Below are 26,991 nucleotides of genomic sequence, written 5' to 3'. Positions count from 1 at the left end.
AGAAAGCCTCCGCGTGACCGATAATCGCAACTTTCTCCTCGCCATCGTCCTGTCGGCGATCGTGCTGCTCGGCTGGAATTTCCTGTCCGACCGCTACATCCCCAAGGCTCCGGTGGCAAAACCGGTAATCGCGTCGCAACCGGCCAATCCTGTCGCGGTGGCGTCCGACGGCACCGTCGTCCCCGCGGTCGGCGGGGCTGGCCAGTTGCGTGATCGCGGCGCAGTGCTGCGCGAGACGCCGCGCGTCGCGATCGACACGCCGCGCCTGTCGGGATCGATCAACCTCAAGGGCGCGCGCTTCGACGACCTCGTCCTCAAGGGCTATACCGAGACGATAGCCAAGACCTCGCCCGACGTCCGCCTGCTCGCGCCGAGCGGCTCGGCTCAGGCGTATTTCAGCCAGTTCGGCTGGAGCGGGACCGATGCCCCGCCCGCCGACGCGCTGTGGACCGCGAGCGCGGCAAAGCTGACTCCGTCGACCCCTGTGACGTTGTCGTACACCGCGCCCGGCGGCACCGCGTACGAGATCGTCGTTGCGGTCGATAACGACTATCTGTTCACTGCGACGCAGCGCGTTCGCAACGCCGGCACCGCGCCGGTTACCGTCCGCGCATGGGGCCTCGTCAGCCACGCGGGCGAGGGGCTCGAGAAGGACGCGGGCAACCTCCACGTCGGCCCGATCGGCGTCGTCGGCGACCGGCTCAAGGACAGCGAGGTCGCGTATAAAAAGCTGACCGACGACGGGCCGCAGAGCTTCCCGACGACCGGCGGCTGGCTCGGCATCACCGATAAATACTGGGCGGCGGCATTGATCCCCGACCAGAAGACCGCCGTCGTCGCACGCTTTGCCAAGGCTCCCGACAACCGCTTCCAGACCGATTACCTCAGCCCCGCTGTGATCGTCGCGCCAGGCGCGACGATCACTTCCACCGCGCATCTGTTCGCGGGCGCGAAAGAGGTCGACGTCATCGGCCGCTATAAGACCGCGCTCGGCATTCCGTTGTTCGACCGCATCGTCTCGTGGGGCTGGTTTTGGTTCATCGCGCAGCCGATCTTCCAGCTGCTCGACTTCCTGTTCAAGCTGACCGGCAACTTCGGCGTCGCGATCATCGGCCTGACGTGCATCATCCGGCTGATCATGTTCCCGATCGCGGCGAAGCAGTTCAGTTCGATGGCGCGGATGCGGGTCGTCCAGCCGAAGCTCAAGGAGCTTCAGGAGCGCTACAAGGAAGACAAGCCCAAGCTCCAGACCGAGATGATGGCGCTGTACAAGAAGGAAAAGGTCAACCCGGTCGCGGGGTGTCTGCCGGTCGTGCTGCAGATCCCGATTTTCTACGCGCTGTACAAGACGCTGCTGGTGTCGACCGAAATGCGCCACCAGCCGTTCGTGCTGTGGATCAAGGATCTGAGCGTCGCCGACCCGCTGACCCCGGTCAACCTGTTCGGGCTGCTGCCGTTCACGCCGCCCGCGATGATCGGCATCGGGCTGCTGCCGATCATCCTCGGCGTGACGATGTACTTCCAGCAGAAGCTCAATCCGCCCCCGGTCGATCCGGCGCAGAAGCAGATTTTCGCGCTAATGCCGTGGGTGTTCATGTTCATCATGGCCCCGTATGCTGCCGGGCTCGTGGTGTACTGGGTGACGAACAACTGCCTGACGATGCTCCAGCAATGGGTGATGATGCGGCGGCATCCGATGCCCGCGACGCCCGCCGTCATCAAGTGATCGACGCTCCCCCTATCGGTCCCGAGGATCCTCCCGAAGACCCGAAAGCTGCCGCGTACCGGATCGAGACGGCGCGGCGCGTGTTTGCCGGGCCGATCGAGTTCCTGCTGTCGGCCCCCAAGCTCGAGTTCCTTCCCGAGCCGAAGGTGTCCGAGATTGCCTTTGCCGGTCGATCGAACGTCGGCAAGTCGTCGCTGCTCAATGCCCTGACCGGGCGCGCCGGGATCGCGCGGACGTCGAACACGCCGGGGCGGACGCAGGAGTTGAACGTCTTCGACGTCGGCGATCCGCTCCACTTCCGCCTGATCGACATGCCCGGCTACGGCTATGCCGAAGCGCCGAAGGACGTCGTCCGCAACTGGAAGGCGCTGGTGTTCGACTATCTGCGCGGGCGCGCGGCGCTGAAGCGCGTCCTCCTCCTGATCGACGCGCGCCACGGCATCAAGCCGGTCGACGCCGAGATCATGGGGCTGCTCGACAAGGCGGCGGTCAGCTACCAGGTCGTCCTGACGAAGGGCGATAAGATCAAGCCGACCGCGCTCGTGGGCACTGCGAAGGCGGTCGCCGATATCGCGCGGACGCATCCCGCGGCGTTCCCCCACGTGTTGACGACAAGCGCGGAGAAGGGGGAGGGTATCCCCGAACTCCGCGCGGCGGTGGTGGCAGCGCTGACATAGCGCGGTTCGAAGCGATCGAGTCGCGTGTCATTTGGCGATCGCGACATAACAAGGGGCGGGAAACGATATGCTCAAGCTCATCATCGGCAATCGCGCATACTCGTCATGGTCGCTGCGCGGGTGGCTCGCGCTCAAGCAGTCGGCGCTGCCGTTCGAGACGGTGCTGATCCCGATGGACACGCCCGAATGGGTCGACGGATCGGCGAAGACGCTGATGCCGTCGGGCAAGGTGCCGACCTTGTGGGACGGCGACATCGCGGTGTGGGACAGCCTTGCGATCATCGACTGGCTCGCCGATCACCTGCGGACGGCGCGGATCAGCCGCGGGCATTTCTGGCCGCATGACCCTGCCGCGCGCGCGTTTGCGCGGTCGATGTGCGCCGAAATGCATAGCGGGTACGCGGCATTGCGCGCGGGGTGTTCAATGAACCTCAAGCGCGACTATCCGGGCTATGTCCCGACGCCCGAGGTCGCCGCCGACATCGCGCGGATCGACGCGCTGTGGACCGAGGCGCGGACCCGTTTCCACTCGATCGACGATGCGCATGATGGGCCGTTCCTGTTCGGCACGCTCAGCGCCGCCGACATCATGTTCGCCCCCGTCGTCACCCGCTTCAAGACGTACGGGATCGCCTTGAGCGAGACGAGCGCGGCGTATGTCGCCGAAATGCTCTCGCACCCGTGGATGATCGAATGGACCGACGCGGCGAAGGCCGAGACCTATCCGTTCAACCGCGACTATTTCGAGCAGCACGGCGGCGTCGACGGCGGCGTTCCCGCCTGAGGCCGGGCCTTGAGCGAGACTAACCGCCGCCGAGCGCCGAGGCGGGGACATAACCCGTCGCTTCACTCCAGAACATGTCGACGTCGGGGTAGGTGCAGCGGTCGGTCGCCGGCCGGTCGGTGCCGACTGCGAGGAAGACCGCATCGGCGGTGCTGCGATTGACGAGGTGATGGCCGTCGACGACGCCCTTGGCAAAGCTGGCAACGTCTCCGGGACGCATCAGGGACTCGCCGGCGTCGTCGATCAGGACCGCCTCGCCCGACAGCATGACGACGAGTTCATCCTCGTCCGAATGCCAGTGGCGCATCGACGACATTGCGCCCGGTGCGAGGGTGACAATGTTCGCCCCGAAATCGGTCAGGCCGCCGCCGACCGCCCGGTTGCGGCGCCCGGCGACGAGTTTGTCGTATGGCGGGAGGTAGCCGGTCCTGCTGACTTCCGGGAGAGCGGCGAGGTCGAGTTTGGGCATGGCTCATCTAGTCGCAACCGTCGTCGCTTGAGAAGGGGGCGGACAGCGGTTAGGCGGAACGGATGATCGATGCCCTCGACCTCGCCCGCCGCCTGATCGCCTGCCCGAGCGTCACTCCCGCCGATGCGGGCGCACAGGATGTCCTCGCCGCCGCGCTCGAAGCGATCGGCTTCACCGTCCACCGGCTGACCTTCGGCGAAGCGCCCGACGGGCCGATTGCCAATTTGTTCGCAACGATCGGCAGCGGCGCGCCGCATTTCGCCTTTGCCGGACATACCGACGTCGTTCCCCCCGGCAACGGGTGGACAGGCGACCCGTTCGCCTCAACAGTCGAGAATGGCTGGCTCGTCGGGCGGGGCGCAGCCGACATGAAGGGCGGGATCGCCGCGTTCGTCGCTGCCGCCGCGACCACGGTCGCGCGCGGCTTCGATGGCAAGCTGAGCCTGATCATTACCGGCGACGAGGAAGGCCCCGCGACCTTCGGCACCGCGCCGCTGCTCGACTGGATGGAAGCGAACGGCCATGTCCCCGATTTTTGCCTCGTCGGCGAGCCGACTAGCGCGGCGGTGCTCGGCGACATGGTGAAGATCGGGCGGCGCGGGTCGCTCAACGCGTGGATCACGGTCAAGGGCGCGCAGGGCCACGTCGCCTATCCGGCCAAGGCCGACAATCCGGTGACGCGACTTGTTCGCATCCTGACGCGAGCCAAGGAGCGCGTGCTCGATACCGGCAGCGACTGGTTCGACGCGTCGAACCTCGAGGTCACCGACCTCACCGTCGGCAACCCGGCGGGGAACGTCATCCCGGCGCAGGCCAGCGCGCGGCTCAACATCCGCTTCAACGACCTCCACCGCGGGGCCGACCTCGAGGCATGGCTGCGCGCGATCGTCGCCGAGGAGGCGCCGTCGGCCAACGTCGTCGTCCGCATTTCGGGTGAGGCATTCCTGACCGAGCCCGGCGCGCTGTCGACGCTTGTCGCCGGGGCGATCGAGTCGGTGACCGGCACAACGCCCGCGCTGTCGACGAGCGGCGGGACGTCGGACGCACGCTTCATCCGCCGTCTGTGCCCGGTCGTCGAGTTCGGGCTCGTTGGCGCGTCGATGCACAAGATTGACGAAGCGGTGCCGGTCGCCGACATCGCCGCGCTGACGGCGATCTACACCGAAGTGCTGACGCGCGTCTTTTAGCTGCTGAACGCCATGCAGGCCGCGCGCCTGATGCATGCGCGGAGTTCGCGTTGCCCTACGGTCCGGGCGCGCTTGGTGCGCTTGACCTCGCTCAACGGCTTTTCGGGCCGGGGGAGAGCGATCCGGTAGAAGGCAGGCGTTGCCCGCACGCCGCCGATACTCTCGAAAAAAGTGTCGTACACGTTCGCGAAGGCTTGTTCGTCGCCAGTATCGCGAGCGGGTTGGGCGCTTGCTGCAATCCCGGCGAGCGCAGGGATGCCATAGCAATTGGCGATTCCGGCCAGGACAGCGATGAAGACGATGGCCGGTGACAGGTTGCCGAGCGACCGGATTGCCGCCCGCAAACGGTTGAGATCCGCCGGCATGCCTTGGATGCGCGTCACCGCGATGATCGTCTCGGCGGGCGACCCCGCCAGCGACCCTGGGGCGAAACTGAACGAGCAGATCGAAAGGATCGCATCGTCGAGCGTGTACTTAAGCGTCAACTCGCCCTCGTTGTCGGTCGGATGCGAGAAGACCACGTCGACGCGGTGATGCCCGGCATCACTGTCGTGGCACCAAAGTTGCTTGCCCCCGTCGACGATTGCCAAGAATGTGACCGCCGGGACTCTCGTCGCGATGAAATCATAGTGATGGATCATCAGCGCGGCGCGCTCGTCGCTCGTCAGTCCGATCGCCAGATGAAAAGGGTTCAAATATTTTCGCGCGAGCTGGGGTTGCCGCGCGCGGATCGCCGCGAAGATTGGCCGTCCGACCGCCTCGCGGACCGCGCGATGCCGGCCGCGATTCGCCAGCAAGGTGCCGAGACGCGCTGCCAGTCCGGCAAGCTTCGCGCCTTCGGCGACAAAAGCAGTCGGCTGGATGCGCATCGAGATCAAGCCGTCACTTGCAGAATAATCACCAGACCCGTGTAATAACCCCCGAAGCCGAAGGAAATACCGGGGCAAGTAGCATTGTCAAGCTGGACGCCTAGACACAAATAATGTTCCGCTTGCCAAACGACTTTGGTCATTTGATTAACTATAGTGCCCAATGCTGATGCAGACACTACATTCGGGACGATGTTTTGTCATGCTGACTACGATCATCGCCGATAGGCGGCCGCAGGCCGTCATCGCTACTTTGCAGCCAGCAGAGGTGACGCATGGGTTGCGGCGGGCGGCCCGCGACGCCATTTCGGAGCGACATAAATCCGGGGCTCCCATGCAGCACGACGACGATACCGACCTTTCGCCCGAACTCGCCAGCGTTGCGCCGATCCCGCAGGAACGCGTCGAGGCGGCGATCCGCGACTTGATCCGCTGGGCAGGCGATGACCCCGATCGCGAAGGGCTGCTCGACACGCCGGGTCGGGTAGCGCGCGCGTATCGCGAATATTTCCGCGGCTATCTCGAGGATCCCGGTGTCCACCTTGCCCGCACCTTCGGCGAGGTCGGCGGGTATGACGACATCGTCCTCCTCCGCGATATCCCGTTCCAGTCGCACTGCGAACACCACATGGCCCCGATCATCGGCAAGGCGCACATCGCTTATCTGCCGCGCAACCGCGTCGTCGGCATCTCGAAGCTGGCGCGCGTCCTCCACGGCTATGCGCGGCGGCTCCAGGTCCAGGAGCGCCTCACTGCCGAGGTCGCTGACTGCATTCAGAAGCAACTCGATCCGATCGGAGTCGCCGTCGTCATCGAGGCGACGCACAGCTGCATGAGCGCGCGCGGCGTGATGACGACGGGGGTGACGATGACCACCAGCCGGATGATGGGCGTCTTCCGCGACGACGACCGATCGCGGAAAGAAGTTCTCGCGCTAATGGGCAAGGGATAGCGGCCGTCCGGGCTTCTATCCTGTGATCAGACTTGTGCGCGGCAGCCGATTCGCTGACTAGGAACGATCTATCAGTCTCGCCTCCTGAGCGAAGGACCACGACCCGATGACGATGTTCATGTTTGCCACCGGCATCGAGAATTCCTACCCGATGGTCGGTGGCAAGCGGGTCGACGAGATGGCGAAGTGCCGTCACTACGATCACTGGCAGGCCGATTTCGACGCGGTCGAGGACCTCGGTATCGGTTATCTGCGCTACGGGCCGCCGATCCACACGACATGGCTCGGCGACGGCAAGTACGACTGGAGCTTCACCGACACGGTGTTCAACGACCTGCTCCGGCGCGACATCACCCCGATCGTCGACCTGTGCCATTTCGGCCTGCCCGACTGGCTCGGCAACTTCCAGAACCCCGATTTCCCGGTACTGTTCGCGCGATACGCTGGCGACTTTGCCGCGCGCTTCCCGTGGGTCCAGCTCTACACGCCGGTCAACGAGATGTTCATCTGCGCGTTGTTCTCGGCGAAATACGGCTGGTGGAACGAGGCGCTGTCGAGCGACCTCGGCTTCGTCACCGCGCTGAAGCACATTGTTCGCGGCAACGTGCTGGCGATGCAGGCGATCCTCGACGCACGCCCCGACGCGATCTTCATCCAGTCGGAGAGCTCGGAATATTACCACGCCGACAACCCCGCCGCGATCGGTCCGGCCGAGGTGCTCAACTCGCTGCGCTTCCTCAGCCTCGACCTCAACTTCGGGCGGCGGACGGGATCGGAAATGTACCAGTACCTCCTCGATAACGGGATGAGCCGCGACGAGTACGACTGGTTCATGAACGTCCGGCTCAAGCAGCACTGCATCATGGGCAACGACTATTACTTGACGAACGAGCATCGCGTCGCCGCCGACGGCAGCAGCCGAGCGTCGGGCGAGGTGTTCGGCTACGATGGGATCACGTGGCAGTATTTCCAGCGCTACCGCCTCCCGACGATGCACACCGAGACCAATCTCGCCGACTACGGTGACGGGCAAGCGTCGGTCGACTGGCTGTGGAAGCAGTGGGCGAGCGTCCTCAAGGTGCGCAACGACGGCATCCCGATGGTCGGCTTCACCTGGTATTCGCTGACCGACCAAGTCGATTGGGACACCGCGCTGCGTGAGGACAATGGCCGGGTCAATCCGCTCGGCCTGTATGACCTCGATCGCAAGATTCGGCCCGTCGGCGCGGCGTACAAGCAACTGATCAAGGACTGGGCGCTCGTCCTGCCAACGCAGAGCGTGTGCATGGTCGTGCCGCTGGTCAAGCCGAGCGAATATAACGATCCGTGGGCGCAACGCCGCCGCGAGGACGCCGCCGCGGTGCGCCGCGCCAAGCACGCCAACCTGACGCAGATCGAAACGAACAGCTAGGCGGCCTCGCGTAGCTTCGCCGGGGCATTGAACTCCATCGTCCCGTCGGCGACCTTCCCATAGCGCAGCGCCAGCAGGTCGCGGACGTAGTTCTGGTGGACCTTCCACGGCACTGCGGTCCCCTGCTTGGGGAACTTGTCCATCGACCGGGTGACGTAGCCCGACGAGAAGTCAAGGAACGGCGTCTCGCCGCTCGCCCCGGCGTCGCGCCGGGGCGTCGCGATGCGCGTGCCGGTGCGGTCCATGTGCTTGAGCAGGCGGCAGACGTACTCGCTCGTCAAGTCGGCCTTGAGCGTCCACGAGGCGTTGGTGTAGCCGAACGCACTCGCGAGGTTGGGGACGTCTGAATACATCATCCCCTTGTAATTGAAGGACTTCGCGAAATCGACCGGCGCACCGTCGACTGACACTGCCATCTTGCCGAGCAGCGACAGATTGAGCCCCGTCGCGGTGACGATGACATCGGCGGGCAACTCGGCCCCCGACTTGAGGACGATGCCGTCGCGGGTGAAATGGTCGATGTGATCGGTGACGACCGACGCGCTGCCACCCTTGATCGCGTCGAACAGGTCGGCGTCGGGAACGAGGCACAGCCGCTGGTCCCACGGATTGTACGCGGGGGTGAAGTGCTTTGCGACGTCGTAGTCGGGGCCGAGCTGGGCGCGGACGCCGTCGAGGATCAGCCCCTTCACCTTCGCCGGATTCTTCCGCGACTGGTTGAAGAACATCATGCCGAGCAGGACATTCTTCCAGCGGACGAGCGCATAAGCGAGCTTGGCGGGGAGGTTGCGCCGCAGCCGGTCGGCGATGCCGTCGACCGCCGGGCGCGCAACGACGTATGACGGCGACCGCTGGAGCATCGTCACATGCGCCGCCGTCCGCGCCATCGCGGGCACGAGGGTTACCGCCGTCGCGCCGCTGCCGATGACGACGACGCGCTTGCCGGCATAATCGAGGTCGGCGGGCCAGTGCTGCGGGTGGACGATCTGGCCGGCAAAGTCGGCACTTCCGGCGAAATCGGGCGTGTGTCCCGCCGCATAGTCGTAATAGCCGCTGCACATGAAGAGGAAATTGCAGGTCAATTCGACGGGCACGCCATCGCGGGTCGCGGTTACCGTCCACAAAGCGTCGGCGCTCGACCATGCGGCGCTGTCGACGTGGTGGCCAAAGCGGATGTGGTGGTCGATGCCGTGGTCGGCGGCGGTGTCGCGGACGTAGCTCAGGATCGACGGGCCGTCGGCGATCGCCTTCGCTTCGCGCCACGGGCGGAACGAATAGCCGAGCGTGTACATGTCCGAATCGGAGCGAATGCCGGGGTAGCGGAACAGGTCCCACGTCCCGCCGATCGCGCCGCGCCCCTCGAGGATCGCGTAGGTCTTGCCCGGACACAGCGTCTGCAGATGGTACGCCGCGCCGATGCCCGAAAGGCCCGCGCCCACGATCAGAACGTCGAAATGCTCGGTCATTGCCGCGCCTCCACCCAAGTCATTGAGAGGCTAGCCGATCTTTTGCGGACTGGCTATCCGCGCAGGCGGTAGCTCGTGCCGAGTGCAAAAGTCTCGCCCGGAGCAAGCGTCGCTATCCCCGGATGCCCCGGGGTATTGAGCGCATCGGTCGGGTGGGTCACCGCCTCGATCGCCGTAATCGTGTCGCCGACCGGGGCGAAGACGACCATCCACCGCGCCGCCGGCCCTGCGACGATGTCGAGCGAGACGCCGTCGGGCCACTCGATCGTGGCGTCGCCGCCGAAACCCGCAAAGACATTGTCGGTATCGTGGTCGGCGGGATGGAGCCGGTCGGTCAGCTCGGTCGACGGGTCGGCGACGAAGGCGGTCGGCATCACGAACGCGTCGGTCTCCCACCAGCCTTCGGTCCGCGTGATCAGCCGCGTTCCCGGCGGGTTGGGGAAATAAGGGTGGAGGCCAAGCCCGGCGGGCATAGGGGTCGCGCCGTGGTTGGTCACTGCGATGACCCAGTCGATGCCGTTCGGCTGGACGACGAAATCCTGCGTCGCGACGAAATCCCACGGCCATTCGTCGGCGACGTGGACATAAGTCAGTCGCGCAGTCGACTGGGTCACCCCGCTCGGCGCCCACGGTTTATGCCAGCCAAGGCCGTGGATACTGTGCGGCGACGGCGGAAAGTTGAGAGGGAGCTGGACGCGTCGCCCGCCCCAGTCGAAGCGGCCACGGTCGATGCGATTGCTGTACGGCACCAGCGGAAAGGCGCTTAGGCTGAGCGGATCGCGCTTCTCGACCGCCCCCGGCAACGCATCGCGCAGCACCGGCCGCCCGCGCCAGTGGAACGCGGCGATGCCGCCCCCGGCCTCGGGCGCGAGCGTCAGCAGCGTGTCGCCGCTGGTGAGGGTCAGGAGATCAGTCATGCGCGGGCGAAGATGGCGGCGACTTCGGCCGGACGCAATGGCGGCGCGAGTTGCGCAATGTCGCACTGATGCGGGGCCTTGTCGGGGCGCCAGCGGACGAAGCCGGTGCCGTGGCGGAAGCGGCCCGAGGTGACCTGATCGTACGTCACCTCGACGACGAGTTCGGGGCGCAGCGGCTGCCATTCGGCCGAGCGTTCTGTGTTCCATCGGCTCGGACCGCCGGGGGCCTTGCCGGTGAAACCCGGGGTCTTAACGAGGGCTTCGAGCCGTTCGGTCAGCGCCGCGCGGTCGACGTCCTTGATCCCTGAGGTAAAGCCGACGTGATCGAGCTGCCCGGCGGCGTCGTACAGCCCGAGGAGGAGCGACCCGACCTGTTTGCTGCCACTCGCGTAGCGGAAGCCGCCAACCACGCAGTCGGCGGTGCGGCTGGGCTTGAGCTTGAGCATCGCGCGCTCGCCGCTGCGATAGGGATCGTCGCGGCGCTTGGCGACGATGCCGTCGAGCGCGCCGCCGCTCGTCGCGAGCCACGCCGACGCGGCGGTGGCGTCGCGGGTCATCGGGGACAGTTGCAGCATCGGATCGTCCTCGCCCGCCATCAGCGTTTCAAGCGCCTTGCGGCGGCTGCTCAGCGGCTCGGCCGTGAGGTCCTGACCGCCCGCAGCGAGGCAGTCGAAGACGATGAACTGCGCCGGGGTTTCGCGCGACAGCTTGGCGATCCGGCTCGCGGCGGGATGGAGCCGTGCCTGCAGCGCATCGAACGCCAGCGCGCCGTCGATGGTGACGATCACTTCACCGTCGAGGACGAAGCGATCGGCGGCGAGACGCGCGACCAGCGCCTCGATCTCCGGAAAAAAGCGCTGGAGCGGCTTGCCCGACTTCGACATCAGCGCGACATCGCCGCCATCGCGAAAGGCGAGGCAGCGGAAGCCGTCCCACTTCGGTTCGTACTGCCAGCCGTCGCCGTCGGGTAGCGCCGAGACAAGCTTCGCCTCCATCGGCGCGGTGGTGAGGGGCAGCGGCAACACGCAGCGTCTAACGCGGCTCCCACCCGGGCGGGGCCATCTCGAATCCGGCGAAATCAAAGCCGGGGACGACGACGCAGCCGACGAGCGCCCAGCCGTCGCCCGCCGTCGCTGCCTGCCATAGTCCTGGTGCGACGACGTGCTGCGGGGCGTCGCCTGCCGTCGGGTCGGGGCCAAGGCGGATCACGGTTTCGGTCCGGTCGAAGGTCCGCAGCGTGAGCGGCGTCCCGGCATGGAACAGCCAGATCTCGCTCGCATCGACGCGGTGCCAGTGGCTCGATTGCCCGGCTTCGAGGAGGAAGACGATCGACGTCCCCGCCGCGCGCTCGCCCGGCTCGGCGTCGGCGCGCCACGTCTCGCGGTACCACCCGCCCTCGGGGTGCGGCGCAAGTCCGAGCGCGGCGATCATTGCCGCCGCGTCAGCCACGGTAGATCCCGCCCGGCATCCCGGTGACGCCGTGGCCGAGTATTTCGAACAGCCCCCCGGCGAGCGGCTGCGCGGCGGCGGCATCGGCGTCGAGCTCCTGCGCCGCGCTGGTGACGAACAGCCGGTCGAAGCGCGCGCCGCCGAACGCCATGCAGGTGATGTTCGACACGGGCAATTTATGCTCGGCAACGATCTCGCCCTCTGGGGACACGCGGCGGACGCACCACCCGCCCCAGAAGGCGACCCACAGATGCCCTTCGGCGTCGGTCGTCATTCCGTCGGGGTTGCCCGACACGTCGCGCCAGACCTTGAACACCCGCCGGTTCGACACCTCGCCGTCGGCGGCGAGGTCGAAGGCATAGGTCGTCCGGTCGAGCGTGTCGGTGTGATACAGGATTTTGCCGTCGGGGCTGAACGCCGGGCCATTCGAGATGCGGTAGCCGGTATCGATGCTCGTCCATCGACGGTCGGCGCCAAGGCGGTAGAGCACGCCCGACCGGTCGCGCTTGAGGTCGTCCATCGTTCCCGCCCAGAAATTGCCGTACGGGTCGATCTTGCCGTCGTTGAAGCGGTTCGTCGGAAAATCGGGTTCGGGATGGTCGATCACCTCGAAGGCGCCGGTGTCGGGGTCGAGGAAAGCGAAGCCGAGCTTGGTCCCGGCGACGAAACCGCCGCTTGCGCGCAGGCCGATCGACCCGACCCGGCATGGCGCAGTCCAGTCGCGGCGCTCGCCAGTTGCCGGGTCGAAGCGGTGGATCGTCGATCGCTCGATGTCGACGAACCACAGCAATCCGCGCGCCGCGTCCCAGATCGGCCCTTCGCCGAGGTCGCAGTGCGCCGGCCACACGCAGCGCCAGCCGGGACCGTCGAGTGCTGTTTCCATCGTTGCTCCTTAGCGCCGAGAGACTAGATACGCTATCGCCCGGGCCGACCGTGGCCATGAACGTTGGAAACCGCATGACCGATCCCAAGCCCCTCCGCTCCGCCGCAACCTACGGCAAGCGCGACCGCGACGGCTTCATCCACCGAAGCTGGATGAAGGCGCAGGGCTTCCCCGACCATGTCTTCGACGGCAAGCCGATCATCGGCATCTGCCAGACCTTCAGCGAGTTCAACCCGTGCCACAGCCACCTCCGCGACATCGCCGAGGGGGTCAAGCGCGGGGTCTGGGAGGCGGGCGGCGTCCCGCTCGAATTCCCCGCGATGTCGCTCGGCGAGACGCAGATCCGCCCGACCGCGATGCTGTTTCGCAACCTGATGAGCATGGACGTCGAGGAATCGATCCGCGGCTATGCGATGGACGGCGTCGTCCTGCTCGGCGGGTGTGACAAGAATTCGCCCGCGATGCTGATGGGCGCGGCGTCGGTCGGCCTTCCGGCGATGCTCGTCAGCTCGGGGCCGATGCTCAACGGCAAGTTCCGCGGCACCGACATCGGCAGCGGCACCGACGTCTGGCGCTTCAGCGAGGAGGTTCGCGCGGGGACGATGTCGAACGCCGACTTCATGGCCGCCGAGGCCGGCATGTCGCGCTCGCCCGGCACGTGCATGACGATGGGCACCGCGTCGACGCTGGCGTGCATCTTCGAGGCGATGGGGCTGTCGCTGCCGTTCAACGGGACGATCCCCGGGGTCGACGCGCGACGCAAGGCGATGGCGCACCGCACCGGCAACCGCATCGTCGAGCTCGTCCGCTCGGGCGCGACGATGGCCGATGTGCTGACGCGCGAGGCGTTCGAGAATGGGGTCAAGATGTGCGCGGCGATCGGCGGATCGACCAACGCGGTCCTCCATTTGCTCGCGCTCGCCGGGCGCGCCGGGGTCAAGTTCGACCTCGCCGACTGGCAGCACCTCGGCGCATCGGTGCCGCTGCTCGTCGACCTGATGCCGTCGGGGCGCTTCCTGATGGAGGATTTCCATTATGCCGGCGGCGTCCCCGCAGTGGTCGCCGAACTCGGCGAGGCGCTCCATCTCGATCATGTCGGCGTGTCGGGGCTGAGCCTGCGCGATATCGCGGGGACGGCGCGCAACGATGATCCCGAGGTCATCCGCCCGCTCGACAAGCCGCTGATGGCCGAGGGCGGGCTGGTCATCCTCAAGGGCAACCTCGCCCCGCGCGGCGCGGTGATCAAGCCCGGCGCAGCGTCGCCCGAGCTGCTCCAGCATCGCGGTCGCGCGGTCGTGTTCCATTCGATCGAGGATTTCCACGCGCGCGTCGACGACCCCGATCTCGACATCGACGCGTCGTGCGTGATGGTCCTCCAAGGCTGTGGCCCGCGCGGCTATCCGGGGATGCCCGAGGTCGGCAACATGCCGCTGCCGCGTAAGCTGCTCGAGGCCGGCGTCCGCGACATGGTCCGCGTGTCCGACGCGCGGATGAGCGGCACCGCGTTCGGCACCGTCGTCCTCCATTGCGCCCCCGAGGCGCATATCGGCGGGCCGCTCGCGTTGGTCCGCGACGGCGACATGATCGCGCTCGATACGGCGAATGCGTCGCTGACCCTCGAGATCAGCGACGAGGAGATGGAGGCCCGCGCGGCCGCATGGGTGCCGACGCCCCCCGCCTACGACCGCGGCTGGTACAAGTTGTACATCGACCACGTCACCCAGGCCGACCAGGGCGCCGACCTCGACTTCCTGCGCGGATCGAGCGGAAGCGTCGTGACCCGCGAGTCGCACTGATGGCGGGGACCGACTTCTCGAACGGCTTCGTCGCGGTCGACTGGGGCACGACCAACCGCCGGGCGTGGATGATTGACGCCGCCTGGGCCGCGAGCGCGCCGGTGACCGACGCCGAGGGCATCCTCAGCGTGACCGACTTCCCCGCCGCCGTCGCCGCACTCCGCGACCGCGCCGGGGGCCGCCCGTTGCTGATGGCGGGGATGATCGGGTCGAACCGCGGCTGGCATGAGGTGCCGTACGTCGCTGCCCCCGCCGGGCTCGCTGAAATCGCCGCGGCGGTGACATGGGTCGAATCCGGGGTCGGCATCGTGCCGGGCGTTTCGTTCATCGACGGCGACCTCCGCGCCGACATCATGCGCGGCGAGGAAGTCGCGCTGCTCGGCGCGTGCGCGGCGGCGAGCGTCGAATGCGACGGGCTCGTCTGCCACCCCGGCACGCACACCAAGTGGGTCGAGATGGAGGAGGGCCGGATCGCGCGCTTCCGCACGGTCATGACCGGCGACGTCTTCGCCGCGCTCGCGCAGAAGTCGATCCTGTCCGACCTGCTCGCCCACCCCGCCCCGGTCGACGAGGCTTTCCTCGCCGGGGTCGATCACGCGCTGGCGAATGCCGACCTGACCGCCGAACTGTTCGCGGTCCGCGCGCGCGTCATTCTCGGCAAGGCGGAGGCGGTCAACGCCGCGTCGTACGTCTCGGGATTGCTGATCGGCAACGACGTCAAGATCGGCCTCGGGCGGCTGCGCGCCGACGTCGTTCCCGTACTCGGCAGCCCCGATCTGACCGGCCGCTTCGCCGTGGCGCTCGCCCGCGCCGGCCGCGAGACGATCGAGCGCGACGGCGACACTGCCTTTGTCGCGGGAATGAACGCGATCGCGGGAGCCTTGGCATGAGCCATCTCGACACCTTCCGCGCGCATTTTGCCGAATGTCCGCTGATCGCGATCATCCGCGGCGTCGCGCCGGGCGAGGTCGTCGCGGTCGGCGATGCGCTGGTTGCCGCAGGAATCCGCATCATAGAAATCCCGCTCAATTCACCCGATCCGTTCACGAGCATCGAGCGGCTCGCGAAGCATCTCGGCGATACGGCGACGGTCGGCGCGGGGACGGTCCTTTCGGCGGCGCACGTCGAAAGCGTCCACGCCGCCGGGGGGACGCTGATCGTTTCGCCCAACATCGACACCGCCGTCATCACCGCGACGGTCGCTGCGCGACTGGTTTCGGCTCCGGGCTATTTTACGCCGAGCGAGGCGTTCGCCGCGCTCGCCGCCGGGGCGCACATCCTCAAGCTGTTCCCGGCCGAAGCCGCAACGCCGACGGTGCTCAAGGCGCTGAAGGCGGTGCTGCCGAAGGACGTCCCGGTGCTTCCGGTTGGCGGGATCACTAGCGAAAGCATGGCGGCATGGATTGACGCCGGTGCCGCGGGTTTCGGGCTTGGCGGCGGCGTGTTTCGCCCTGGCATGACCCCCGCCGACGTAAGAAATGCTGCATCGCAGTATGTCGCGGCGCTTTCACGCTAGACCCGTGATTCTCGGCTGCTAGGCTTGGGCGATGGCCACTGCACTTTCCGCCCCCGCCCTGTTGCGTGAGCGCGTCTCGCTCGACGGCGTCTGGGATTTCCGCCTCGACCGCGAGGAGACATGGCGCGCGATTCAGGTCCCCGGCGTCTGGCAGGCGCAGTTCGACGATCTGCGCGAGACGCAGGGCGTCACATGGTACCGGCGCAACTTCACCGTCCCGCGCAAATGGCAGAGTGGCGACGCCAGCCATGAAGTCGTCCTCGGCTTCGGCGCGGTCAACTATCTCGCCGAAGTCTATGTAAACGGACGCCGGGTGACGGTCCACGAAGGCGGCTATCTGTCGTTCGAAGTGACGCTCGACCGCGACGCCTTGTGGTCCGACAACAGCCTCGAAGTGAAGGTGACGCTGCCGTCGAACGACCGCGCCGAGTTTCCCGACCACCCGTTCCAGGAAATCCCGCACGGCAAGCAGAGCTGGTACGGCCCGATGGGCGGGATCTGGCAGCCGGTCTGGCTCGAACGCCGCGCGGTGGCGAACCTCGGCACAATCATCCTCGGTGCCGATCTCGACTCTGGCGCGGTCGGGGTGTCGGTCGCGGTCTCGCCCGGCGCGGCCGGTGCGGTGCTCGTCGCGACGATTGCTGGACCCGACGGCGCAGTGGTGGGGCGCACGCGTGTCGATTGCGGCGATCTGGCGCTGGTCCCGTTCGGCATCACCGTCACCGATCCGCAGGCATGGTCCCCCGACACGCCGCATCTTTACGACCTGTCGGTCGAACTTGTCACTGGCACGACGGTGCGCGACAGCGGCACGCGGCGCTTCGGTTTCCGCACGATTGCGACGAAGGACGGGCAATTCCTGCTCAACGGCAAGCCGTTTTACATGCGCTGCGCGCTGGACCAGGATTACTATCCGGAGGGGCTCTACACCGTCCCCAACCTCGCCTACCTCGAAGACCAGTTCCGCAAGGCGAAGGCGCTCGGCCTCAACACTGTCCGCTGCCACATCAAAGTCCCCGACCCGCTGTATTACGACGTCTGCGACCGGCTCGGGCTGTTGGTTTGGACCGAGTTTCCCAACTTCGAACGCTTCAGCGAAAAGGCGAGTGAGCGCGCTCGGACTACCGCCGAGGGCATCATCGCGCGCGACGGCCACCACCCGTCGATTATCGCGTGGACGATCATCAATGAAGATTGGGGGACCCGGCTGACCGAGGACCCCGATCACCGCCGCTGGCTGATCGACCAATATGACTGGCTGAAGAAGCACGACCCGAGCCGCCTCGCGGTCGACAATTCGGCGTGCTTCCCCAATTTCCACGTCAAGACCGACATCGAGGACTATCACTATTACCGCGGTGTCCCCGACCGGCGCGGCGAATGGGACCATCTGACCGACCGCTTCGCCGCGCGCGAGGACTGGACCTTCAGCCCGTATGGTGATGCCGAGCGGCGCGGCGACGAGCCCTTGGTCTGCTCGGAATTCGGCGTCTGGGGGCTGCCCAACCCGCGCGACCTGCGCCGGGGCGGCACCGTCGACCCGTGGTGGTTCGAGACCGGCGCGCAATGGGGCGAGGGCGTCGCCTACCCCAAGGGGCTCGAGCAACGCTACCGCGGCTTCTTCCTCGACCGCGCCTTCGGCAGCTTCGACGCGTTTATCACCGCGACCCAATGGTATCAGTTCACCGGGCTCAAATACCAGATCGAGAAGCTCCGCAGCAGCGCGTCGATCCAGGGCTATGTCATCACCGAGCTGACCGATATCTATTGGGAAGCCAATGGGTTGATGGACATGGAGCGCAACCTGCGCGCCTTCCATGTCCCCTTTGCCGACGTCAACGCCGACATCGTCCTCGTCCCCGGCTTCCGCCGTTGGGGGTATTGGGCGGGCGAAGCAGTCGATTTCACGCCCGCCGTCGCTACCGGCGGCTGCACGGTCGAGCCCGGCGCGGTCCTCGACTGGACCCTCGAACCGCTCGGCCTATCGGGACGCGTGCCGGTCGCAGCGGCGGGCACCGGCTCCGTCACGGCGATTGCAGGGTTCGACGTCGTCCTCCCGGCGGTCGAAGCGTCGGTCGCGGTGACGCTGCAGATGATCCTGCGCGATGCCGACGGCGGGGTACTCGCGCGCAATTACGAAGCGCTGAGCATCTATCCGCGCCTTCCCACGCCCGAGACTCCGCCGATCTGGACCGACGACGAGGGGATGCGCCACCGGCTCGTCGCGCTTGGCTACACGCTTGCCGATACCCCCGACGCGGCGCTGTCGCTTGGTCGCGCGATGGACACGCGGCTCGTCGAGGCGGTGCGGCGCGGTCATCGCGCGCTGGTCGTGGTCGAGGACGGCCCGAGCCGCTGGCTGCGGTCCGACGAGCCGCCGTCGCTGATGCCGGTACCGTATCACATGGACCAGGCTTTCCCCGGGCTGTTCGCGCAGAACCGCGACAACACGATGTATCGCGGCGACTGGATCACCGCGTTCAGCTGGCTCCAGCGGTCGGGGCATTTCGCCGCGATCCCGGCGCACGCGACCAACGGCCCGATGTTCGACCTGTCGTTCGAGCGCATCGTGCCGCATCACGTTCTCGTCGGCATGAAGCCGTGGGAGCATGAGGCGCACGTCCCCGCCGGGCTGGTCGTCGGCTGGGGCCACCGCGCCGGCGCGGTCATCGCCGAACGCTGGTTCGGGCGCGGCAAGGCGGTGCTGACGTCGTTCCGCGTGTGCGCCGACGCCCCGGGAGCCGATCCGGTGGCGACGACGCTATTCCATGCGCTCATCGCCCAAGCGCTTAGCGGCTAGCATCGAGCGGCTGGCCTTATTTCGTGTCGTCGGCCTTCTTGTCGGTCGAGATCCCCGCAGCATCGCGTTCGGTTTAGCTCCCCGACACCGTGCCCGACTGGGCGTTGGTCCCCCCGGTCGCGTGACCCGAGGTGTTTGCCGCCGCGGGGAGGTCGCGGTCGTCGTTGCTGCCGGTCACTGCGCGTCGCCGCCGTCGCCGTCACGGGTCGCGTTCGGATTGTCGCCGCCGCGATACGCCGGGTCGGTCTGCCCGCCGGGCGAGCCCGCGCCGCCGGTCGTGTCGGTTGTTTCGGAGCGTGCGCCACCACACGACTCGCCGCCGCCGTTTGCACCCGGCGTGCCGTCGATATCGGGCCGGGCATCGACGTTGCCGAAGCCAAGTTCGCGATGATCCTTGTGGTCGGTCATAGTCCGTCCTCCTGCGAGGGTTAACGTCCGCCTCGCCCGCGCCGTTCCGCACTGCTAGGTTCTGCCGCAACACGCCCGGGCCGTCGCGTCCGCGCACAACGTCTTGGGGACGATGATGACCGACGAGCTTTATCCCGTGACCGCCGCTGCGGCCGCACATACCGGGATCGACACCGCGACCGCCGCCGCGATGCGCGCCGCCGCGCACGACGACCCCGACACCTATTGGCGCGGGCAAGTCGACCGCCTCGACTGGGTCAAGCCGCCGGCGAAGATGGGCAATTGGAGCTTCGATCCCGTCGATATCCGCTGGTTCGAGGACGGCGTGCTCAACGCCAGCGCCAATTGCCTCGACCGCCACGACCCCGCTGCCGTCGCGATCGTGTGGGAGGCCGACGACCCCGCGACCGCGCCGCGCCGCATCACGTATGGCGAACTCCTCGCCGACACCTGCCGGATGGCGAACGTCCTGATCGGCCTCGGCGTCGACAAGGGCGACCGCGTCACGATCTATTTGCCGATGATCCCCGAGGCGGTCGTCGCGATGCTTGCGTGCGCGCGGATTGGCGCGGTCCATTCGGTCGTCTTCGCCGGTTTCTCGCCCGAGGCGATCGCTGGGCGGATCACCGACGCCGCGAGCCGGGTCGTCATCACCGCCGACGGCGGCTGGCGCGGCGGCAAGCCGCTCCCGCTCAAGGCCGCGGTCGACAAGGCCGCCGACATCGCAGGGACCGTCGAGGCGATCCTCGTCGTCCGCCATTCGAGCGCGCCGGTGACGATGCACCCGGAGCGCGACCATTGGTGGCATGACCTCAAGAACGCCGTCCCGGCTACCTGCACCCCTGAGCCGATGGGGGCCGAGGACCCGCTTTTCCTGCTCTACACCTCGGGATCGACCGGCAAGCCGAAGGGCGTCCTCCACACCACCGGCGGCTATCTGCTGTGGGCGAACCTGACCTTCGATATCGTCTTCGACTATCGCCCCGGAGAGGTTTTCTGGTGCACCGCCGACGTCGGCTGGGTCACCGGACACAGCTATACCGTCTATGGCCCGCTATCGGCGGGGGCGACGGTGCTCATGTTCGAAGGCGTGCCGACCTTCCCCGACAGCGGGCGGTTCTGGGCGATTATCGCGCGGCACAAGGTCAATGTCTTTTACACCGCGCCGACGGCACTCCGCTCGCTGATGCGCGACGGCGATGCGCCCGTCGAGGCGCACGACCTGTCGTCGCTGCGGTTGCTCGGCTCGGTCGGCGAGCCGATCAATCCCGAGGCGTGGGGCTGGTATCACCGCGTCGTCGGCAAGGGCCAGCTGCCGATCGTCGACACGTGGTGGCAGACCGAGACCGGCGGCATCCTGATCTCGCCGCTCCCCGGCGCGACCCCGCTCAAGCCCGGGTCGGCGACGCTGCCGCTTCCCGGGATCGAACCCGCGCTGGTCGATGCCGAGGGCAAGTTCATCGACGGCGCGGCGAGCGGCAACCTCGTCATCACCCGAAGCTGGCCCGGGCAGGCGCGGACGCTCTACGGCGACCATGCCCGCTTCGCCGAGACGTACTTCAGCACCTACAAAGGATTGTACTTCACCGGCGACGGCGCGCGCCGCGACGACGACGGCTATTATTGGATCACCGGGCGGGTCGACGACGTCATCAACGTCAGCGGCCACCGCCTCGGCACCGCCGAGGTCGAAAGCGCGCTCGTCGCTCACCCGCACGTCGCCGAGGCGGCAGTCGTCGGCTTCCCGCACGACATCAAGGGGCAGGGGCTGTACGCGTATGTCACGCTGATCGCCGGGATCGAATGTTCCGACGAGTTGCTCGCCGAACTTCGCACCAGCGTCCGCACGATCATCGGCCCGATCGCCACCCCCGACCACCTCCACATCACCCCGGCACTCCCGAAGACCCGGTCGGGCAAGATCATGCGGCGCATCCTGCGCAAGATCGCGGAAAACGACTTCGCCGCGCTCGGCGATACGTCGACGCTCGCCGACCCGGGTGTGGTCGATACGCTGATCGAGGGGCGGCAGAACCGCTAGGCGGTTATGGCTGCTTCTGCGGCGCGCCGACGGCAAAGGCCTGCCCGCCGATGACGACCTGCGACAGCCGGTTGGAGGTCGATGCGGCGGCGGCATAGTTGCCGCGCTGGAGGTTGGCGGTGATCGCGATCTGCGCGCTGCGCAGCTTGAGCAGCTCCGACGGGGCGATCAAATGCGGGCTTGCGGGGGCCGACGGCTGAACTGCAGTTACCACCGGAGCCGCCGTCAGCGCCGCGACAAGCTGGCCGTTGCTCGCGGCAAGGTTCTGCGCCGTCGCCTTAACCTGCTGAAGACTGCGCGCTTGTTCGATCAGATTGTCGGCGCTGATCTTGAGCGTCGCCCCCGATGCGACGTCGAACGGCGTGTCCTCGACCACGGCGGCACCCCCGTTTGCGTCGAGCAGGCGCATCGCCGGCGTCGGCAGGTTTTCGGTCGCGAAGCTCGGCGAGAAGGTCACCGTCATGCGGCCCGGTCCGGCGGGCGCGCCCTGCCCGATGGTAAACTGCGCGAGCGAGATCAGCAGGGCGACGAGCGCGAAGGCGGCACCGAGCGTCAGCGCGCGCATCCGGAAGGCGGCAAGCCCCGGATCGACCGGCTGCCCGCGCCAGACGAGGAGAAAGGCGAACAGGAACACCGCCATGCCGACGCCGATGCCGCCGAGTTGCGCGAGTTTGGCGACGCCGTCGATCAGGCTTGCCGGTAAATCCATCGCGCTTCCCCCGCTTAGACTTTGGCAAGCCTAGCACAGATCGGGGAACGAATCATGGGACGAGCTGCTATCCATGGTCTTCAACGACGATGGAACCGCGATGGCCGACCTTCTCTGGCAGGGCAAATACCTCGAAGTCCGGCGCGACGGGACGTGGGAGTATGCCGCTCGGGTCGGCGGGATGGGCGCGGCGGTCATCCTGGCGGTGACCGACGCGCGCGAGATCGTGCTGGTCGAGCAGCTGCGCCGGGCATTGGGGAAACCGACGATCGAACTGCCCGCCGGGCTGATCGGTGACGACGGCGACTTCGACGCGGCCGCCGCCGCGGCGCGCGAGCTCGACGAGGAGACCGGGTTCACCGCAACCGGCTGGGAGCGCATCGGCGACTTCGCGACGTCGCCGGGGATGTCGTCGGAGATGTTCACGTTGTTCCGCGCAAGCGGGCTGAAGCAGACCGGCTCGGGCGGCGGTGTCGCCGGGGAGGACATTACCGTCCATGTCGTGCCGCTCGACGGGATCGGCGACTGGCTCGCGGTGCAGCGGGGGCGTGGCTGCGTGATCGATTGCCGCCTGATCGCGGCGTTGGGGCTGGTCTGACGCCCGACCGCGGCGCTGCCCTACAGGCGCGCCGTTATGCTAGACTTTCCAGCGACGCGGACGTGCGACAAAGAGGGGGGAAGCATCTCCGTTCCGCCAGAAAATGAGGCGCGAACTCCACCGCCTTTTGTGTGAACTTATTTTGAACTTCCCAGATAGGTTCGTTCAGATCCGCTTCGTCAGCGCGATTGCGACCCGGCAGCCGGCGCGGATTACCGCCGACATCACCGGGAAGCCGGTCCCGCCCATCGCGCTCGCGGTCTCTTTATGCTCGACCTCCTCGGCCTGGAAGTCGGCGATATGGGCAGCGAGCTCGGGGTCGATGTCGCCGCCCTTGCCGTCGGAAAGCGCGTCGCGCTGCGACTGGTAATGCCGGTCGATCTCGGTCTCGACCGCAACGGTGCACGCCATTGCGGCGTCGGGGCCGAGCAGCGCGGTCGCCGCACCCAACGCATAGCCGGCGACGTGCCAGATCGGGTGGAGCAGCGTCGGGCGGACCCGCCGCGCGACGATCAACCGGTCGAACACCGCAAGATGCCGCGCCTCCTGCGCCTTCATCCGCCCGATCTCGGGAGCGATCGGTGACCGGTTGCCCATCACCGCAAGCTGCCCCGCATAAATCCGCGCCGCGCCGTACTCGCCGGCGTGGTCGACCCGGATCATCTGCTCGACGGTCTCACCAGCCACAACGCAACGCCTCCAATCAGGGTCGAAAACAAGGCGTTATACCCCGCCATCGAGATACCGAACAGCGTCCACGCCGCCGCATCGCAACGGATCATCGGCGTCGCCAGCGCGGCAGTGATGAAGTCGGGGCCCGAGGCCAGACCCGCGGCGGTGCACGCCTGCGGCCCGGCCCACCAGTGATACTCGACCCCAGCGTGAAAATATCCGATCGCCGCCGTCGCCAGCACCGCCAACGCGGCGAGCGTGACGACCGCGCGGTTGCTCCGCATCGCCCAGGCGACCAGCCCGAGGACAAGCGCGGCGACATGCGGCCAGCGCTGCCACAGGCACATCTCGCACGGGGCAAGGTGGCCGATGTACTGGAACGCGAGTGCCCCGCCGAGCAGCGCAGTGCTGCCGACAAGGACGAGCGCGTTGGCGGCCTGATTAGAGCGCATAGCGGATCACCACGAAAGCGGTCAGCAACAGCAGGCAGACGATCGCGACCCAGTGGAAATGATGCTCGATGAAATGCTGCGCGGCCGTGCCGAACTGGCGGAGGAGCAGCGCCACGACGAGGAATCGGCCGCCGCGTCCGACGATCGAGGCGAGCAAGGCTCCTGCCAATCCGAGGTGGACGCTCCCTGCCGCCACTGCCGCTGGCATCGGCGCGAGCAGGAACGCGACCGGCCACAGCGCTGCATTGCCCGCGACCTGGACCTTGAACTGGTCGAACTCGGCTTTCTTGTGTAGGAAGATCAGCAGCGGATCGGCGACCGCGTTGAACAGCGACGCGCCGATGTAATAGGCGATCACGGCACCTGCCGCCGACGCCACCGCGCCGATCACCGCATAACGCAGCGACCGTTTCGGCTGGGCGATCGACATCGGCAGCTGGAGCAATTCGGGCGGAATGGTGAATAGCGCCCCGTCGATGAACGCGACCAGCGCCAGCCAGCGCTCGGCATCTGGGCGGCCGGCGAGGACGATAAGCCGGTCGTAAAGTGAGCGGAGCAAGCAGGGACCCTTCCGGCAGCGACGATTTGCCGTCTAGCACGTCGGCGGCTCAAGTCGTCGACAAAGGTGTCGCCGTGCGTTCGGTAGTGATCAAAGGAGCATGTTTTTGATCGACGACCACAAAGACGACCGCGGCGCGACACTCGAGCGGAAGCGGACGCTCAAGATGGCGGAGTCTACCCACGCCTACGTCCGGGGCAACACCGTAAAATTCTACGAGTGGCTTGCCGAATCGTCCGCCGCCGCCGCGCTGCCCGCCGGACCGCCGGTATGGATCTGCGGCGACTGCCACCTCGGCAATCTCGGGCCGCTCGCCGATGCTGACGGCAAGGTCGACGTGCAGATCCGCGACCTCGACCAGACCGTCATCGGCAATCCGACCCACGACCTGATCCGGCTCGGGCTGTCGCTCGCCACCGCCGCGCGGGGTGCAGACCTGCCCGGGGTCACGACCGCGCGGATGATCGAGGAAATCGTCGACGGCTACGATTCCGCCCTCGCCGATCCCAGCCATCACGACCCGGCCCCCGAGCCCGACGCCGTCCGCGCGGTCAGGCGGCGTGCTCTCGGCCGGCGCTGGCGGCACCTTGCCGAGGAGCGACTGAGCGACATCAAGCCGACGATCCCGCTCGGCAAGAAGTTCTGGGCGCTGACCGACGCCGAGCGATCCGGTCTCGACGCGCTGTTCGCCGAGGACGGGGTCAAGCAGATGGTGACCACGCTCAGCGGACGGAACGATCACAATGACGTCGCGCTGGTCGACGCGGCGTACTGGATGAAAGGGTGCAGCTCGCTCGGGAAGCTGCGCTTTGCGGCCTTGATCGCCATCGAACGCCACGGCAGACCGCCACAAATGGCATTGGTCGATATCAAGGAAGCGGTCGCGGCCGCGGCCCCGGCAGCCGCCGGCGCAACCATTCCAGCCGACCACGCAATCCGCGTCGTTACCGGAGCCCGCGCGCTATCCCCGAACCTCGGTGAACGGATGCTCGCGGCAAAGCTGCTCGGCAGCCCCGTCGTGCTGCGCGAACTGATGCCGCAGGACCTCAAGCTCGAGATCGACCAGTTTTCGCGGGTCGAGGCGACGCGAGCGGCGCGATAACTCGGGCAGGTCGTCGGCAAGGCGCATGCCCGGCAAATGGACGGTGCGACGCGGCGCGAGTGGCGATCGTTGCTCGGCGACTACCGCGGCAGCGGCATCGAGGCACCATCCTGGCTATGGCGCGCGGTCGTCGACCTCGTCGCCAGCCACGAAGCCGGCTACCTTGAACATTGCCGCCGCTATGCGATGGCCGCTTAGCCCTTCGCGGCGGTCTGCACCGCTGCGAAGGGCGCGAGCCGACTGATCAGCTTGACCGCATAGTCCATTTGATAGTCGGTGATGCCCTTTTTCTTGAGCGTCTCGGGGGTGTCGGCGAAGCGCGGATCAGCTTTGACGTCGGTCTCGATCAGCTTGTCGCCCGCCTTGACCTCGTTGATCAGGTGGCGCTTGAGATCGGCCTCGCGCAACTTGGGGCGCGACGCGTCGGCGGCGAGCGGATCGCTGAGCTGCGGCACGACGATATCGGGCTCGATCCCGGCTTCCTGCACCGACCGGCCGGACGGGGTGTAGTAACGCGCGGTCGTCAGCCGCAGCGCGCTCGTCTCGTCGAGCGGGATCAGCGTCTGGACCGACCCCTTACCGAAGCTGCGCTGGCCGAGGATGATCGCGCGGCGCTGATCCTGCAGCGCCCCCGCGACGATCTCCGCCGCCGATGCCGAGCCTTCGTCGATCAGGACGACGACGGGCTTGCCGCCGGTCAGGTCGCCGCTGTGCGCGTAATAGCGCTGGATGTCGTTCTTCGTCCGACCGCGCTGCGAAACGATCTCGCCGTGGTCGAGGAAGGCGTCGCTGACCTCGATCGACTGGTCGAGCAGCCCGCCGGGGTTCGAGCGCAGGTCGACGACGAAACCAGCGAGTTTGTCGCCAAGCTGCTTCTCGATGCCGGCGATCGCCGCCTTGGTGGCGGGACCGGTCTGCTTGCTGAACGACGAGATGCGGATGATCCCGGCGTCGCCCTTGACCTCCCACTTGACCGGCTTGATCTGGATGATCTCGCGCTTGAGGGTAAATTCTAGCGGCTTCGGCGCGCCTTCGCGGATGACGGTGATCTTGATCGTCGTGCCCGCCGCGCCGCGCATCTTGTCGACCGCCTCGGTCAGCGTCACGCCATACAGCAGCTCGCCGTCGATCCGGGTGATGTAGTCGCCCGACTTGATCCCGGCGCGTGCGGCGGGCGTATCGTCGGTTGGGGCGACGACCTTGACCGCGCCCTCTTCGGTCGAGACGGTCAAGCCGAGTCCGCCGTACTCGCCGTCGGTGACCTGCTTCATGTTGGCGAAGTCGCGTGCGTCGAGGTAGCTCGAATGCGGGTCGAGGCTGGCGAGCATGCCGTTGATCGCGCCCTCGATCAGCTTCTTGTCGTCGACCTTGTCGACATAATCGGCGCGGACGCGCTCGAACACGTCCATCAGCGCGTCGAGGCGCTTGTTGGTGTCGGTCTCGGGTGCAGCCTGAAGCATCGGCGCGGGGAGCAGGACGAGAAGGCTCGCGGTCAGCGCAAGTCGGACGCGGGTCGACAGCATAAGCAATTCCTTCGGCAATGCGCCA

General features: G+C 67.1%; 25 protein-coding genes and 1 pseudogene. 13 read left to right on the top strand and 13 right to left on the bottom strand.

The window, feature by feature from the left end; translation table 11 throughout:
- The first annotated feature begins 13 nt into the window (after positions 1 to 13).
- From yidC to KZX46_RS04645, 3 genes are all read left to right on the top strand, one after another.
- On the top strand, positions 14 to 1,726 hold the full coding sequence (gene yidC, locus KZX46_RS04655; RefSeq protein ID WP_219775685.1) for a membrane protein insertase YidC: 1,713 nt from the start codon (positions 14 to 16) through the stop codon (positions 1,724 to 1,726).
- Complete coding sequence (gene yihA, locus KZX46_RS04650; RefSeq protein ID WP_219775684.1) at positions 1,672 to 2,403, top strand: ribosome biogenesis GTP-binding protein YihA/YsxC; 732 nt, start codon at positions 1,672 to 1,674, stop codon at positions 2,401 to 2,403. The genes yidC and yihA overlap by 55 nt, the downstream gene beginning before the upstream one ends.
- A gap of 67 nt (positions 2,404 to 2,470) precedes the next feature.
- Positions 2,471 to 3,187 (top strand): glutathione S-transferase family protein, encoded by a 717-nt coding sequence (locus tag KZX46_RS04645; RefSeq protein ID WP_219775683.1) that lies wholly within the window; start codon positions 2,471 to 2,473, stop codon positions 3,185 to 3,187.
- Positions 3,188 to 3,206: 19 nt separating this feature from the next.
- On the opposite strand, the gene KZX46_RS04640 is transcribed toward KZX46_RS04645, so the two are convergent.
- Positions 3,207 to 3,656, bottom strand: a complete 450-nt coding sequence (locus tag KZX46_RS04640) for a cupin domain-containing protein (protein WP_219775682.1) — start codon at positions 3,654 to 3,656, stop codon at positions 3,207 to 3,209.
- A gap of 62 nt (positions 3,657 to 3,718) precedes the next feature.
- Here KZX46_RS04640 and dapE point away from each other — a divergent pair, with 62 nt between their 5' ends.
- Positions 3,719 to 4,843, top strand: a complete 1,125-nt coding sequence (gene dapE / locus KZX46_RS04635; RefSeq protein ID WP_219775681.1) for a succinyl-diaminopimelate desuccinylase — start codon at positions 3,719 to 3,721, stop codon at positions 4,841 to 4,843.
- Here the strand turns inward: dapE and KZX46_RS04630 are convergent.
- Positions 4,840 to 5,712, bottom strand: coding sequence for a DUF535 family protein (locus KZX46_RS04630; RefSeq protein WP_219775680.1), 873 nt, complete (start codon positions 5,710 to 5,712; stop codon positions 4,840 to 4,842). The genes dapE and KZX46_RS04630 overlap by 4 nt on opposite strands.
- Before the next feature lie 334 nt (positions 5,713 to 6,046).
- Between KZX46_RS04630 and folE the strand changes: the two genes are divergently transcribed.
- Both folE and KZX46_RS04620 read left to right on the top strand, forming a co-directional pair.
- On the top strand, positions 6,047 to 6,664 hold the full coding sequence (gene folE, locus KZX46_RS04625; protein ID WP_216708229.1) for a GTP cyclohydrolase I FolE: 618 nt from the start codon (positions 6,047 to 6,049) through the stop codon (positions 6,662 to 6,664).
- 106 nt (positions 6,665 to 6,770) lie between these two features.
- The gene (locus tag KZX46_RS04620) at positions 6,771 to 8,075 is read left to right on the top strand and encodes a family 1 glycosylhydrolase (RefSeq protein WP_219775679.1); all 1,305 of its coding nucleotides are present in this window, start codon (positions 6,771 to 6,773) and stop codon (positions 8,073 to 8,075) included.
- On the opposite strand, the gene KZX46_RS04615 is transcribed toward KZX46_RS04620, so the two are convergent.
- From KZX46_RS04615 to KZX46_RS04595, 5 genes are read right to left on the bottom strand one after another with little or no spacing between them, the layout of a single operon-like run.
- Positions 8,072 to 9,541, bottom strand: a complete 1,470-nt coding sequence (locus KZX46_RS04615; protein ID WP_219775678.1) for an NAD(P)/FAD-dependent oxidoreductase — start codon at positions 9,539 to 9,541, stop codon at positions 8,072 to 8,074. The two genes, KZX46_RS04620 and KZX46_RS04615, sit on opposite strands and share 4 nt — an antisense overlap.
- Before the next feature lie 53 nt (positions 9,542 to 9,594).
- Positions 9,595 to 10,458 (bottom strand): aldose 1-epimerase, encoded by an 864-nt coding sequence (locus KZX46_RS04610; protein WP_219775677.1) that lies wholly within the window; start codon positions 10,456 to 10,458, stop codon positions 9,595 to 9,597.
- The gene (locus KZX46_RS04605) at positions 10,455 to 11,483 is read right to left on the bottom strand and encodes an ATP-dependent DNA ligase (protein WP_226896095.1); all 1,029 of its coding nucleotides are present in this window, start codon (positions 11,481 to 11,483) and stop codon (positions 10,455 to 10,457) included. The genes KZX46_RS04610 and KZX46_RS04605 overlap by 4 nt, the downstream gene beginning before the upstream one ends.
- A 7-nt stretch (positions 11,484 to 11,490) precedes the next feature.
- A complete protein-coding gene (locus KZX46_RS04600; protein ID WP_226896311.1) occupies positions 11,491 to 11,889 on the bottom strand; it encodes a cupin domain-containing protein in 399 nt (132 codons plus the stop codon).
- 10 nt (positions 11,890 to 11,899) lie between these two features.
- Positions 11,900 to 12,790 carry an SMP-30/gluconolactonase/LRE family protein gene (locus KZX46_RS04595; RefSeq protein ID WP_216708234.1) on the bottom strand — a complete coding sequence of 297 codons (891 nt, stop codon included), beginning with the start codon at positions 12,788 to 12,790 and terminating at the stop codon, positions 11,900 to 11,902.
- Positions 12,791 to 12,864: 74 nt separating this feature from the next.
- On the opposite strand from KZX46_RS04595, the gene KZX46_RS04590 reads away from it, so the two are divergent.
- Genes KZX46_RS04590 through KZX46_RS04575 form a run of 4 tightly spaced genes read left to right on the top strand, consistent with a single transcriptional unit; the run spans position 12,865 to position 18,902 of the window.
- Positions 12,865 to 14,586 (top strand): IlvD/Edd family dehydratase, encoded by a 1,722-nt coding sequence (locus KZX46_RS04590; protein ID WP_219775675.1) that lies wholly within the window; start codon positions 12,865 to 12,867, stop codon positions 14,584 to 14,586.
- Positions 14,586 to 15,476 carry a 2-dehydro-3-deoxygalactonokinase gene (locus KZX46_RS04585; protein ID WP_219775674.1) on the top strand — a complete coding sequence of 297 codons (891 nt, stop codon included), beginning with the start codon at positions 14,586 to 14,588 and terminating at the stop codon, positions 15,474 to 15,476. Before KZX46_RS04590 ends, KZX46_RS04585 begins: the two co-directional genes overlap by 1 nt.
- Positions 15,473 to 16,102: a 2-dehydro-3-deoxy-6-phosphogalactonate aldolase gene (locus tag KZX46_RS04580; protein ID WP_219775673.1), complete on the top strand. Its 630-nt coding sequence runs from the start codon at positions 15,473 to 15,475 to the stop codon at positions 16,100 to 16,102. The genes KZX46_RS04585 and KZX46_RS04580 overlap by 4 nt, the downstream gene beginning before the upstream one ends.
- Before the next feature lie 31 nt (positions 16,103 to 16,133).
- Entirely contained in the window at positions 16,134 to 18,902 is a 2,769-nt protein-coding gene (locus tag KZX46_RS04575; RefSeq protein WP_219775672.1) for a glycoside hydrolase family 2 protein, read from the top strand.
- A 174-nt stretch (positions 18,903 to 19,076) separates the two neighbouring features.
- On the opposite strand, the gene KZX46_RS04570 is transcribed toward KZX46_RS04575, so the two are convergent.
- Positions 19,077 to 19,310, bottom strand: a complete 234-nt coding sequence (locus tag KZX46_RS04570) for a hypothetical protein (protein WP_219775671.1) — start codon at positions 19,308 to 19,310, stop codon at positions 19,077 to 19,079.
- Positions 19,311 to 19,425: 115 nt separating this feature from the next.
- On the opposite strand from KZX46_RS04570, the gene acs reads away from it, so the two are divergent.
- A complete protein-coding gene (gene acs / locus KZX46_RS04565; RefSeq protein WP_219775670.1) occupies positions 19,426 to 21,351 on the top strand; it encodes an acetate--CoA ligase in 1,926 nt (641 codons plus the stop codon).
- Positions 21,352 to 21,355: 4 nt separating this feature from the next.
- Here acs and KZX46_RS04560 read toward each other — a convergent pair whose 3' ends face one another.
- Positions 21,356 to 22,060, bottom strand: coding sequence for a hypothetical protein (locus KZX46_RS04560; protein WP_219775669.1), 705 nt, complete (start codon positions 22,058 to 22,060; stop codon positions 21,356 to 21,358).
- Positions 22,061 to 22,160: 100 nt separating this feature from the next.
- Between KZX46_RS04560 and KZX46_RS04555 the strand changes: the two genes are divergently transcribed.
- On the top strand, positions 22,161 to 22,658 hold the full coding sequence (locus KZX46_RS04555) for an NUDIX hydrolase (RefSeq protein WP_226896094.1): 498 nt from the start codon (positions 22,161 to 22,163) through the stop codon (positions 22,656 to 22,658).
- A gap of 165 nt (positions 22,659 to 22,823) precedes the next feature.
- On the opposite strand, the gene KZX46_RS04550 is transcribed toward KZX46_RS04555, so the two are convergent.
- Genes KZX46_RS04550 through KZX46_RS04540 form a run of 3 tightly spaced genes read right to left on the bottom strand, consistent with a single transcriptional unit; the run spans position 22,824 to position 24,341 of the window.
- Positions 22,824 to 23,321 (bottom strand): demethoxyubiquinone hydroxylase family protein, encoded by a 498-nt coding sequence (locus KZX46_RS04550; protein WP_219776846.1) that lies wholly within the window; start codon positions 23,319 to 23,321, stop codon positions 22,824 to 22,826.
- The gene (locus KZX46_RS04545; RefSeq protein WP_219775667.1) at positions 23,318 to 23,782 is read right to left on the bottom strand and encodes a disulfide bond formation protein B; all 465 of its coding nucleotides are present in this window, start codon (positions 23,780 to 23,782) and stop codon (positions 23,318 to 23,320) included. Before KZX46_RS04545 ends, KZX46_RS04550 begins: the two co-directional genes overlap by 4 nt.
- Positions 23,772 to 24,341 carry a YqaA family protein gene (locus tag KZX46_RS04540; protein ID WP_216708245.1) on the bottom strand — a complete coding sequence of 190 codons (570 nt, stop codon included), beginning with the start codon at positions 24,339 to 24,341 and terminating at the stop codon, positions 23,772 to 23,774. Before KZX46_RS04540 ends, KZX46_RS04545 begins: the two co-directional genes overlap by 11 nt.
- A 100-nt stretch (positions 24,342 to 24,441) precedes the next feature.
- Here KZX46_RS04540 and KZX46_RS04535 point away from each other — a divergent pair.
- A pseudogene (locus tag KZX46_RS04535) lies at positions 24,442 to 25,641 on the top strand (DUF2252 family protein).
- Here KZX46_RS04535 and KZX46_RS04530 read toward each other — a convergent pair.
- Entirely contained in the window at positions 25,638 to 26,966 is a 1,329-nt protein-coding gene (locus tag KZX46_RS04530) for a S41 family peptidase (protein ID WP_219775666.1), read from the bottom strand. The pseudogene KZX46_RS04535 and the gene KZX46_RS04530 sit on opposite strands and share 4 nt — an antisense overlap.
- Positions 26,967 to 26,991 lie beyond the last annotated feature (25 nt).

Source organism: Polymorphobacter sp. PAMC 29334 (assembly GCF_019431245.1).
GTDB classification, from domain to species: domain Bacteria; phylum Pseudomonadota; class Alphaproteobacteria; order Sphingomonadales; family Sphingomonadaceae; genus Polymorphobacter_B; species Polymorphobacter_B megasporae.
Note: the sequence above shows the minus strand (reverse complement) of the source record. Positions and strands in the feature narration are given on the sequence as shown.